Annotated in this window: 8 protein-coding genes and 1 pseudogene; 5 read left to right on the forward strand and 4 right to left on the reverse strand. The window is 69.6% G+C overall.

Translation table 11 applies throughout. The annotated features are described in order from the left end of the window. Both ON39_RS31420 and ON39_RS31425 read right to left on the reverse strand, forming a co-directional pair. A partial coding sequence (locus ON39_RS31420; RefSeq protein ID WP_040739682.1) for an ATP-binding protein occupies positions 1-2,098 on the reverse strand: 2,098 nt, incomplete at its 3' end. Between the two features lie 97 nt (positions 2,099-2,195). After that, on the reverse strand, positions 2,196-3,485 hold the full coding sequence (locus ON39_RS31425; protein ID WP_040739677.1) for an adenylosuccinate synthase: 1,290 nt from the start codon (positions 3,483-3,485) through the stop codon (positions 2,196-2,198). 406 nt (positions 3,486-3,891) lie between these two features. On the opposite strand from ON39_RS31425, the gene ON39_RS31430 reads away from it, so the two are divergent. The 4 genes from ON39_RS31430 to ON39_RS31445 all read left to right on the forward strand — a co-directional run bounded on the left by ON39_RS31430 (position 3,892) and on the right by ON39_RS31445 (position 7,494). Continuing rightward, the gene (locus ON39_RS31430) at positions 3,892-4,551 is read left to right on the forward strand and encodes a hypothetical protein (RefSeq protein ID WP_040739683.1); all 660 of its coding nucleotides are present in this window, start codon (positions 3,892-3,894) and stop codon (positions 4,549-4,551) included. Continuing rightward, on the forward strand, positions 4,548-5,330 hold the full coding sequence (locus ON39_RS31435) for a site-2 protease family protein (RefSeq protein WP_083894806.1): 783 nt from the start codon (positions 4,548-4,550) through the stop codon (positions 5,328-5,330). The genes ON39_RS31430 and ON39_RS31435 overlap by 4 nt, the downstream gene beginning before the upstream one ends. Before the next feature lie 286 nt (positions 5,331-5,616). After that, positions 5,617-6,462 carry a glycosyltransferase family 2 protein gene (locus ON39_RS31440; RefSeq protein ID WP_040739685.1) on the forward strand — a complete coding sequence of 282 codons (846 nt, stop codon included), beginning with the start codon at positions 5,617-5,619 and terminating at the stop codon, positions 6,460-6,462. 165 nt (positions 6,463-6,627) lie between these two features. Further along, positions 6,628-7,494, forward strand: a complete 867-nt coding sequence (locus ON39_RS31445) for a glycosyltransferase family 2 protein (RefSeq protein WP_040739679.1) — start codon at positions 6,628-6,630, stop codon at positions 7,492-7,494. Between the two features lie 295 nt (positions 7,495-7,789). On the opposite strand, the gene ON39_RS31450 is transcribed toward ON39_RS31445, so the two are convergent. Further along, positions 7,790-8,893: an FUSC family protein gene (locus tag ON39_RS31450; RefSeq protein ID WP_085998291.1), complete on the reverse strand. Its 1,104-nt coding sequence runs from the start codon at positions 8,891-8,893 to the stop codon at positions 7,790-7,792. A gap of 52 nt (positions 8,894-8,945) precedes the next feature. Beyond that, a complete protein-coding gene (locus ON39_RS31455) occupies positions 8,946-9,389 on the reverse strand; it encodes a DUF3151 domain-containing protein (protein WP_040739687.1) in 444 nt (147 codons plus the stop codon). Between the two features lie 1,114 nt (positions 9,390-10,503). Between ON39_RS31455 and ON39_RS49860 the strand changes: the two are divergent. Next, positions 10,504-11,327, forward strand: a pseudogene (locus ON39_RS49860) (hypothetical protein); the annotation flags it as partial.

An 11,327-nucleotide genomic window follows, 5' to 3' on the forward strand; every position in this document is an offset into this window, starting at 1 on the left:
AGCGGGCGGCCGAGTGCAGCGCCATCGCCTCGATGGCGTGCTGGTTGGAGCGGGCGGCCGCGTCGGCCGCGCTCATCGCGAGCCGGATGGCCGGGGTGACGGTGCCCTCCGCGGCGGCGAGCCAGGAGCGGGCGATCTCGAGCTGCGGTTCGTAGACCGCGCTGTGCCTGCCGCCGCGATCGGTGGCGTCCTTGATCGCCTCGGCCGCCTCGGCGGACCGGCCCAGCGCCGAATACGCCTCGGCGAGACGAATTCTCGCGGGGAACATCCACGCGGCCGCGCCCTCGGCGGCGAGCGCCGCCAGCGCCTGCTCCAGATTCTCGATGCCGTCGGAGAAGTGCCCCTGCGCCACGTCGACGGTGCCTTGCAAAATCTTCGACATGCCCCACGCCAGATACTGACCGGGGGCGGAGTAGCCGAAATACGCTGCGGCACAACGCCGTGCGGCTTCGAGGTCACCGGTGAGGATCAGCGCGAGCACCTCGGCGTGGGTCGACATGAAGCGGTTGAGCCCGTCGATGTCGCTCTCCACCTCGTGCCCGCGCGCCGCGTACTGCAGCGCGGCCTCCCCCTTGCCCATCAGGGTCAGCGCGAGGCAGCCACCGAACGACGCCCACCAAATCGCCCATGCCGGTGCGCCTTTCACCGCCATGACCTTCTCCGCCTCGGTGATCGAGACGTCGATGCGGTTCTCGTTGACCGCGCACGCGGAGGCGAGTCCGTCGAGGATGGCGGCGATCTTCGGATGCCGCACCTTGGCGCGCACCAGCGTCAGCACCTCGTCGGCCCGGGTGGCATCGCCCATGGCCCACAACAGATTCGCGACCCTGGTGCTGCCCCAGCGGGCCAGCTGCACCTCGTTGAGCTCGTCGGGGTCGAACGACGCCAGCATGCGTTCGGCCTCGATCCGATGGCCCTGCCACAGCAGCGCCCGCGCGAGCAGGTCGGCGGACTCCACCCCACCGCGGCGCTCCACGGCCGCCCTGGCGAAGCGCTCGCCGAGCGGCAGATTCGCCAACCCGATGGCGTCGGCCGCGGCCGCCTCGAACAACTCGAGATCGGCGGATTTGTCACTGTCCAAAGCCAATTCGGCCAGCCGGATCCGGTCGGCGGCGGAGTTGATCGGCCGCTCCTTGAGCGAGGAGTAGAGCCTGCCGCGCAACCGGCGCGCCGAGGCGATGCCGAGCCTGCGCCGAATGACCTCGCCGAACAGCGGATGGTTGTAGCGCACGGTCAGCTGGTGCGAGTTCTCCACGACCCGGATCACGCCGCGGGTCTCGGCGGACTCCACCGCGTCCTCGCCGGCCAGCTCGGCGAGCACGTCGAGGTCGATCGGCTCGCAGAAGGTGAGCAGCTCCAGCACGTGCAGCACGTCCTCGGGCAGCTGCTCGACCCGATCCTCCAGCAGCGCCGCCAATTCCGAGGTCACCGCCGCGCGCCCGCGCAGCTGCCACACACCGTTGACCTGGCGCAGCGAGCCCGCCTCCAGCGCGCCCTCGACCAAATGCCGTAGGAACAGGGCGTTTCCGCCGGAGGACTCCCACATCAGATTGGCGGTGAAGCCCTCCAACTGGCCGCCGAGCATCGACTCCACCAGGTCGACGCTTTGGCGCTGGGTGAACGGATTCAGGTCCACACGCAGCAGATGGCCGTCTTTCCACAGCGAGGTCACCGCGTCGGGCACGGGCACGCCGCTGCGCACGGTGGCCACGATGTGCGCCGCCTTGTCGATGGCCAGCTGCAGCAGCAGCGTCGCCGACAACTGGTCGAGCAGGTGCGCGTCGTCGACGCCGATGATGGTGTGCCCGTCCGCGAGCAACGCCTCGCGCGCCGCGGACATGAACGTCACCGGATCGTGCGCCGTATAGACGCCGACCATGTGCGCGAACACCCCGAGCGGAATGCTGCGGGCCGATTCGGTGCCCGCCACCCAGCGGATATTGCCGCCGACCTCGGCCGTCGCCTGTCTGGCCAGCGTCGTCTTGCCGACACCGGCATCGCCGGTGAGGACCGCGCCGACATGTTCCGTGCCGGTGAGGGCCGCGCGGATCGCCTCGAACTCGGTCACGCGCTCGATCATCGGCCAGTTCCGAGCCATAGCTCTTACTGTATCCGTGAATACATTTCGCAGTGCACGTCCCCGAAGTAACGCGGGCATGAACCCTGAAGGCGCGCCGCGCGACGGCGTACTCGGTCTACCCGAGCACGTCGTGGCGGACGATGGTCTGGTCGCGACCGGGGCCGACGCCGATGCAGGAGATGCGCGCGCCGGACAGTTCCTCCAGCCGCAGGACGTAGGCCTGCGCGTTGGCGGGCAGCTCCTCGAAGGTGCGGGCCCCGGAGATGTCCTCCCACCAGCCCGGCATCTCCTCGTAGATCGGCTTCGCGTGGTGGAACCCGGTCTGGGTGGTCGGCATCTGCTCGACCCGCTCGCCGTCCACGTCGTAGGCGACGCAGATCGGCACGGTCTCGAGGCTGGAGAGCACGTCCAGCTTGGTGAGGAAGTAGTCGGTGATGCCATTGACCCGGGTCGCGTAGCGCGCGATGACCGCGTCGAACCAGCCGCAGCGCCGCGCGCGGCCGGTGGTGACGCCGACCTCGCCGCCGGTCTTGGCCAGGTAGGCCCCGAACTCGTCGAACAGCTCGGTCGGGAACGGGCCGGAGCCGACCCGCGTGGTGTAGCACTTGAGGATGCCGAGCACCGTGTTGATCTTGTTCGGCCCGACGCCCGCGCCGACCGCCGCGCCGCCCGAGGTCGGGTTGGACGAGGTCACGTACGGGTAGGTGCCGTGATCCACGTCGAGCAGCGTGCCCTGCGAACCCTCGAGCAGCACCGTCTCGCCGTTCTCCAGCGCGACGTTCAGCTTCAGCCTCGTGTCGGCGATGCGGTGCTTGAAGCCCTCGGCCTGCGTGAGCACCTCGTCGACCACCTGCTGCGGGTCCAGCGCGCGGCGGTTGTAGATCTTCACCAGCACCTGGTTCTTGAACTCCAGGGCGGCCTCGACCTTCTGGGTGAGGATCTTCTCGTCGAGCACGTCGGCCACGCGCACGCCGACGCGGGCGACCTTGTCCTGGTAGCAGGGGCCGATGCCGCGACCCGTCGTGCCGATCTTGTTGTTGCCGAGGAAGCGCTCGGTGACCTTATCGATGGCCACGTGGTACGGCATGATCAGGTGCGCGTCCGCGGAGAGCAGCAGGCCCGAGGTGTCGACGCCGCGCTCCTCCAGTCCGGCCAGCTCGTCGAGCAGCACGCCGGGATCGATCACGACGCCGTTGCCGATGACGTTCGTCACGCCGGGGGTGAGGATGCCGGAGGGGATCAGGTGCAGCGCGAAGTTGTCGCCGTTGGGCAGCACCACGGTGTGGCCCGCGTTGTTGCCGCCCTGGTATCGGACCACCCATTGCACCCGGCCACCGAGTAGATCGGTGGCTTTGCCCTTACCCTCGTCGCCCCACTGGGCGCCGATCAGGACGATTGCCGGCATGGTTGCTTCTCCTACGGTTCGACGTGCAACACCCTGAGCAATGGCGGCCGGCGGACCGGCCGGGCGGATGAACGCCCGTGCTGCAGCTACTGCGGCCTCGCGCATTCACGCTCACGAGCGCTCTGTGCCGGGTCGAGGCGGTGGCCGGGAGCACAGTCTAGTCGACGCGTCGGCGGCGGCGTGGGACCGGATCTCTGCGTAGTGTGATTGGCGGCGTCGGCGAGCCCTGGTGGACACGCCGCGCGCCGCCGCCTGGCGAGTCCGGTGCGCAGGCCGTGGGTTCGACCACCGTGTGACCGTCGCCGGGCAGGGCTATGGTGGCAGCCGTCGCAACCGGGCAGGGTTCGGCGGAACTGGCGAAGGGTCCGACGGGTGTCGGCTCGAACCGAGGAGGGTGTACGGCAGTTTGAGTACCCACGTTCTCCGTTGCGACGGCGCACCGGTACCGATCGCCCTCGCGGCGCTGCCGAGCAGCTCGACGGCCGCCATCCCCGACACCGGCGAGATCGATGAACTGCTTCCCGTGCTGGCCGCCGACAGCCTGCCCCGGCTCATCGTGCTGGGTGACGACGCGGCGCTCGCCACGGTGCTGACCCATTTGATGCGCACCGAGCGACTGCACGTGGAGATCGGCTACGTGCCGGTCGAGAAGACCTACGGGTCCCGCGCCTACCAGACGGGCACGGGCAACGCCGCCGCCAAGCGCGCCATCGACGGGCGCGCCACTGAGGTGCCGCTGATCCGCGACGACACCGGTCAGGTGCTGGTGGGCCGCGCGCGAATCACCGGGGTCGGCGAGGACAAGCTCGAGGGCGAGGCCTACGTGGACGATGTGCAACTGTTCTCCGGCAAGATCACCGCGATGCTGGTGTCGCCGACCATGCACCAGCCCGGTGTGCGCGCGAGCGCGCAGAAGGGCATGCGCAAGCGCCGCTGGGTCGAGGGCCGCGCGGCCCAGCTCGGCACGCCGGGCGCGGTGGTGACCAGGGACGGGATCCGCACCGAGCGCACGGTGCCGCGGTCGAGTTTCTACCGCCACCACGAGCCCTGGCTGCTGGTCCGATGACCGCGCGGTTCCCCGCCGACCGGCGCTCGCGCGCGGTGCGGCCCAGCCCGATCTTCCTGCTCGTCGTGCTGGTCACGGTCGTCGGCGGCGTGCTGGCCTGGGACGCCGAGCTGACCGCCACCCGCGCCAAGGTGGGCGTGTTCGTCCTGGTGGTATTCGGCTGGATCGTCACGCTGTGCCTGCACGAATTCGCGCACGCGTTCATGGCGTGGCGGGCGGGCGACCGCGAGGTCGAGTTGCGCGGCTACCTCACGCTGAATCCGTTGAAGTACAGCCACCCGCTGTTGTCGATCGTGCTGCCGATGGTGTTCATCGCGCTGGGCGGCATCGGCCTGCCCGGCGGCGCGGTCTACGTTCATACACATAACTTTTCGCCGCGCACGCAGCGCGTGATCAGCGGCGCGGGGCCCGCGGTGAACGCGCTGTGCGCGGTGCTGCTGTTGGTGATCGTGCGGCTCTTCGGCAGCACCGACTCCCATCCCGCGCTGTGGTTCGGGCTGAGTTTCCTTGCCTTCCTGCAGATCACGGCGGCCCTGCTGAATCTGATACCGCTGCCGGGGCTCGACGGCTACGGAATTCTCGAGCCGTCGCTCAGTTATCAGACGCGCCGCTCGCTCGATCAATTCAAACCGTTCGGCATGCTGATCTTGTTCGCGCTGCTGTTCACCCCCGCCATCAATCAAGTCTTCTTCGACGCCGTCTACGCGTTGTTCGAAGTCTCTGGGGTGCCGTCGAATTGGTCCCGCTACGGCAGTTATCTGACGCGCTTCTGGACTTAGCGCGAAGAGATGCCGACCCGCCCTCCATCGATTAGGGTACGAACCCGATGATCATTATGGGGGTAATGGGGTATTCAGGCATGCGAGATCGGTAGCTACCACGATCGTCGCGTGCATCGACTTGTCACACAACGACAGTGGCCGGACTGCCGTCTTCGGACCGGCGTCACCACCGATGACCGAGTCCGGCCGACCACCACCGCGCAACGACGCGCGTACCGCAGCGAAAACCGGCCGACCGTCGGAGTTTTCCGCTGCCCGTCTGGAGCAGGACACTATGAACAACATGGCAGCGACGGTTCTGTCCGTCGTGATTCCCGCACTGAACGAAGCCACAAGCATCGAGCGGACCCTGGACCGGCTCGTCGTCCAGGACGCGATCGACGAGATCATCGTCGTCGACAACGGCAGCGAGGACGGCACCCAGAAAATCGTGCTCGACTACGCGGCCGCGCACCCGCAGGTCGCGCTCATCGAGGAGCCGCAGCGCGGCATTCCCGCGGCGCGCAATGCCGGATTCGACAAGGCGCGAGGCGATTTCCTCGCGCGAACCGACGCGGACACGCTCGTCGGGCCGGATTGGGGCGAGGTCATCCGGCACACCCTGACCGAGCACCCGGAGATCGCCGCCGTCACCGGCATCACCACCTATCACGACTCACCCGTCGGCTTCTTCCTGAAAATCGGTTATTACCTTCAGGATCGGCGCGGAAAACTCGGCGGCCAGGTCGGCAATATGCACGGCCCGAACATGGCCATTCGCCGATCCGCGTGGGAGACGGTGCGGGCCGACACCACGATGCGGCCCGACGTCGCCGAGGATCTGGACCTCGCGTTGTGCCTGACCAAACGCGGCCTGCGCATCGAGCAGCTGACGGACATGCGGGCCGAAACCTCCGCCAGGCGCAGGCGGACCAGCCCGCGCGACTGGTGGCGCTTCCAATTGACCGGGCTGCGCACCATCACCGATCAGGGCTATCAGGTGCGGCCGTTCCATCGGGCCGTCATCGTCGGCGCGTGGCTGACGCACACCGTGCAGTGGCCGATCTATCGGTTCTGGGACTTCGACAGGCGGCGCTTCACGCTGCGGCCGGGCCGGGCCCGCGTGTCCGCGGTGGGCGAGCACACCTGAGGATCTGGTGCCCCCAAGCATTGGGGATTTCGCCTGTGCGGCAAGGGAACTAGGGTCGGGGGCAACCCCTTCCACTCACCTAAGCCGCGCGTCTGTTCAGGCAGGTAACAGACCGTTCCGGCGGTAATTCCGCATGCCCGCAGCAGAATTGGAGCAGCACGACCGATGAGCACCCCCGGCTCGGCGAATGTCCTATCCGTTGTCATCCCCGTCCTGAACGAGGCGGCGTGCATCACCCAGACCCTCGACCGCCTGGTGGCGCAGGACGCCATCGACGAGGTCATCGTCGTCGACAACGGCAGTGACGACGGCACCCGCGAACTCGTCGGCGACTACGCCCTCAGCCATCCGAAGGTGGAGCTCGTCGACGAGCCGCGGCGCGGCGTCGCGCGGGCCCGCAACACCGGATTCGACAAGGCGCGCGGCGATTTCATCGCGCGCACCGACGCCGACTGCCTGGTCGCGCCCGACTGGGGCGCGACCATCCGGCGGCACCTGACCGAGCATCCCGAGGTCGCGGCGGTCACCGGCATCACGACGTACTACGACTCGCCGGTCGGCTTCTTCCTGAAATTCGGCTACTACCTTCAGGATCGGCGCGGCAAGCTCGGCGGCCGGGTCGGCAACATGCACGGTCCGAACATGGCCATCCGCCGCACCGCCTGGCTGGATGTGCGCGAGGACACCGTGGTGCGCCCGGACGTTATCGACGATCTCGACCTGGCCCTGTGCCTGACCAAGCGCGGACTGCCGATCGACCAGCTGATCGACCTGCGCGTCGAGACCTCGGCCAGGCGGCGCCGGACCAGTCCGCGCCGCTGGTGGCAGTTCCAGCTCGGCGGCCTGCGCACCATCACCAACCAGGGCTATCAGGTGCTGCCGTTCCACCGGGTCGTCATCGTCGGCGCGTGGCTCGCGCACACCGTGCAGTGGCCGATCTACCGGTTTTGGGACTTCGACCGGCGGCGCTTCACGCTGCGGCCGGGCCGGGCCAGGATGTTCCCGCTCAGCAAGGAGCAGAGCGGAGACTGACGAACACGAAGCCGCCCGGCCGGACCCCCGGGCCCGGGCGGCTCCGCTCCTCGCAGCAGGCGAACCGCCTTCACCCGCCGGCCACCACACCTATGGCCGGAAGGCGGTTCGCTCGTGTGCGAAGTGGTCGACCGCGACACCCCTCGTTCGATCGCGGTCACCTGTTCAAGTTATGGGGTGGGGGCCGCCGGAACACGAGTAGCGCACTACTCCAAGATCGGCCGGCGCCGCCGCGCGGCCAGGCGTGACCCACGCGAAACCGGCACGAATGTCCAGAAACCGCTGAGTAGTCGGTTCAGTCCTCGGGTGTCACGAACGGTTTCGGCACCGTCGGCGGCAGCAGCGCGATCGCCGAGATCCGCTTGACGCCACACACCTGCATCAGGTCGACCACGATCGAACGCACCTGCGCGAACACGACGTGCGCCGAGAGTCCCGCGCCCTCAACGAGTTCCGGGCGCGCCTCCTTGGCGACGGTGCGCAGCACCCTGGCCGCCTCGGCCTGGTCGGGCTGCTCGCCCGGGTCGGCGAGCATCATCCGGCGCACGACTTCGGTTGCCTGGCCCAGCCGTTCGACCTCGTCGATGAGCCGGGGATCGAGTATCTCGTCGTCCTGGACCAGGGTGAGCGAGCGGCGCAGCAGCACCCTGGTGTTGCGCACCGCGTTGTCGAGCGGATCGGCGGTCGCCTTGATGCGTTCGAGCCGGGCGCGAGAATTCCAGTACAGCGGGGAGATTCGGCTGATCTCCTTGCCGCCCTCGAGCGTGGCGCGCAGCGAGTCCAGCTGCGGTTGCGTCGCGCGGACCGCGGTGAGGGCCGCGCGCAGCTTGTCGGGGTCCTGCTCGAGCAGGCCGTCGCCGCACTCGGTGAGCGACTTGCTCATCACCGCGAGGATCTCCGCGGCCTGCTCGCGCGCGCGGCGCACCGGGTGCAGCGGAATCGACGCCACCACAACGACTCCCACCAAGCCGCCGACCAACGCGTCGATCATGCGCGAGAAGCCGCCGCCCGCCGAGGGCGGCAGCAGCGTCGCGACCAGCACGGCGGAGCCGGCCGCCTGCATGGTGATGATGGACCCGCCGTCGAGGAAGACGGCGGCGGCCATGGCGACCGCGACCACCAGCGCGATCTGCCACACGCCGGTGCCGGCCCTGGTGATGAACAGGTCACCGATGCCGATACCGACGGCCACGCCGACCACCAGCTCCACCGAGCGCCGCAGCCGGGCGCCGAAGGAGATGCCGATCGACACCACGGCCGCGGTCGGCGCGAAGAACGGCTGCGGGTGGCCGACGACCTCGCGGGCGAGGAACCAGGCCAGCGCGGCGCCGACCGCGCATTGCAGAATCGGCAGCGCCGACAGGCGCAGCCGCGCCCACGAGGAGCGCAGCCGATCCATGCTGCTGTCGCGCGCGACGCCTACGCGAGGTCTGAGATCTAGCAACTACGCCTCAGTCGAGCCCGAGTTCGGCCGCGGCACGCGGGTCACAATCCTCCAGCAGATCCAGGCAGCGCGCGTGCTCCTCGGTCTCGCCGATCAGCTTGGCCGCGCGGGCCAGCGCGCCGACGCTGCGCAGGAAGCCGCGGTTGGGCTCGTGGCTCCACGGCACCGGGCCGAAGCCCTTCCACCCGTTGCGGCGCAGCAGATCGAGGCCGCGGTGGTAGCCGGTGCGGGCGAACGCGTACGCGGCGACCACGTCGTGGTTGATCGGGTCGTCCTGGGCTTCACCCCTGGTCAGCGCCGCCTCGGCCAAATAGGCCCACGCGATCGACGCGGCCGGATGATCGGCCGCGACGCGCACCGGGTCGGCCTTGTCGAGCAACGCTTCTTCCGCGTCGGAGATTTCGGGCAGGAGTACCGGTTGGGGGCCGAGCAGATCACCGAACGAGGTCATGGGCTTCATTGTGCACCGATCGACGATCGCCGCCGCATTCGCTCCGGTCGGCCGACGGACCCGCTCGGGGGTCTGAAGTCGGACTACGCCCGGCAGTGCCCGTTAAGCTGGCCGTCGAGTTCAACTGTTCCGCCTGACCGAGGGGTAGTGCGTGTCCGACCCGAACGACGACAAGAACCCGGCGCGGGAGAGCGCTGACCCGGCCGCGCCCGGCGCCCGCCCCGACGCCCCCACGGAACGCACCCCCGCCGCCCCCACCCGCCCCCTCCCTTCCCCGGGAAACACGGGCACCCCGGCCAAGACTTCAGCCTTGAGCGCCGATAAGAAGTCCGGCCCCACGCCGCCTCCTCCCAGCCCCGCCCCAGCGAACCCCGACGCAACGTCCGGCAACCCCGCCGCGGCGGCACCCGGCGGCTCTGTCTCTACTCCCGGCTCCGGTACAGCGCCTGGCAAGTCGGGCTCGCCCCCCGGCACTCCGGGCCCGACGCCTGGCAACTCGACTGCCTCCCCAGGCAATTCGAGCGCGACCGGTAGCAACTCCAGTCCAAAGGGCGGCGGTTCCGGTGCAGCGCCCGGCGGTTCCGGCCCAACATCGAGCCGAACAGGTTCCGGGCCAAAGCAATCCGACAGAACGCCGGCCCAGGCCGGCGGGACGCCGAACCAGCCCGGAGCAGCACCGGCCCAATCCGGCGGAGCATCGGGCCAATCCGGCGGAGCGCCAGGCCAATCCGCAGCAGCGCCGGGTCGGCCGGGCGCAACGCCAGGCCAATCCGGCGGAGCGCCAGGGCAACCCCGAGCAGCGGCAGGCGGGGCGAGGGGCCCTTCCGTTAAGGAGGGCGGGAGCGGCACGAGTGCTTCGGCCGGGGGCGACCCAGCGGCGCGGGGTGCCGCGTCGGGGGGTCGGCCGGAAGCTGGGGCGGTGGCTGAGAAAGGTGCAGCGTCAAGCTCTTCCGGGTCAGCATCGGAGGCTGCGAAGTCCGGCCCGGACGCGGGTCAGCAGGGCGGCTCGGCGGATCCGAGGGCTATTCCCAAGGTCAGCGCACCGGGTCAGGCCGCGAAGGGCGAAGATACGCCGAGCGGCGAGGACGCGGCTTCGGATAGCGCGAAAACTGTTGTGGCACAAAAGGGTAGCTCTGACTCGGCGACCACGGGCAGCGACTCCGAGACCGAGGTGATCAAGCGAGGCGGTCAGGGCAAGTCCGCCGAGGCGACTCAGTCGGATTCCACCGCGCGTGACCCGAAAACCGCTGAGGCACAACCTGAGCCCGGTGCCGGGGGCGACGCGACGGACCTCGCCAAGGGTGGTGCGGCCGACCGGACGGTGAAAGACACTGCGTCAACCAGTGCTGGTCAAGGTGAATCCCCCAGCGGCACCTCCGCGGCCGAGGCGAAGACCGAGGTGATCAAGCGAGGCACGCGGAATCAGCCGGCAGCGAGCAAGAGCGCACCGGACGCGGAGACAGATCCCGACGTCACCGCACCCGATGCGGCGCCGGACGGTGACGCACCGACGACGGTGATGCGCGTGCAGCGCCCGGCACCGGCGGCCGACGAGTCCTCCCCCGAGGCGGACACGGTCAAGATGAACACGGGCGGGCAGACCGCGCCGCCCGGATCCGAAGACGTCACCGTGGCCATGCCGGTGATCAAGCCCGACGACGCGCAGACCGTCGCCCTGCCGGTCCAGCGCCCGGCCGACGCGCCGAAGCCGGCCGGGACCGACCGGGTCACGCCGGGCGCGGGCCGGGTGCCGATCACCAAGCCCCCGGCCACGCCGCGACCGGCGTCGGGCCCGAAACAGCCTGGACAGCAAGGCCCTTCGGCCCCACCCCAGAGCGGACCCGGTTCGGTCGAGGAGACCCGTCCCTCGCCGCCGCGCCCCGCACCGCCCCGGCAGGCGACGGCCCCGTCTCCGGCGGATGTGCAGCCGACGATGCC

Origin of the sequence: Nocardia tenerifensis NBRC 101015 (assembly GCF_000308715.1) — a bacterium.
Taxonomy (GTDB): domain Bacteria; phylum Actinomycetota; class Actinomycetes; order Mycobacteriales; family Mycobacteriaceae; genus Nocardia; species Nocardia tenerifensis.

Coding starts and splice junctions, on each gene's coding strand:
- ON39_RS31455 (WP_040739687.1), bottom strand. CDS start 9,389: ATGACCTCGTTCGGTGATCTGCTCGGCCCCCAACCGGTACTCCTGCCC.
- ON39_RS31435 (WP_083894806.1), top strand. CDS start 4,548: ATGACCGCGCGGTTCCCCGCCGACCGGCGCTCGCGCGCGGTGCGGCCC.
- ON39_RS31440 (WP_040739685.1), top strand. CDS start 5,617: ATGGCAGCGACGGTTCTGTCCGTCGTGATTCCCGCACTGAACGAAGCC.
- ON39_RS31425 (WP_040739677.1), bottom strand. CDS start 3,485: ATGCCGGCAATCGTCCTGATCGGCGCCCAGTGGGGCGACGAGGGTAAG.
- ON39_RS31445 (WP_040739679.1), top strand. CDS start 6,628: ATGAGCACCCCCGGCTCGGCGAATGTCCTATCCGTTGTCATCCCCGTC.
- ON39_RS31450 (WP_085998291.1), bottom strand. CDS start 8,893: ATGGATCGGCTGCGCTCCTCGTGGGCGCGGCTGCGCCTGTCGGCGCTG.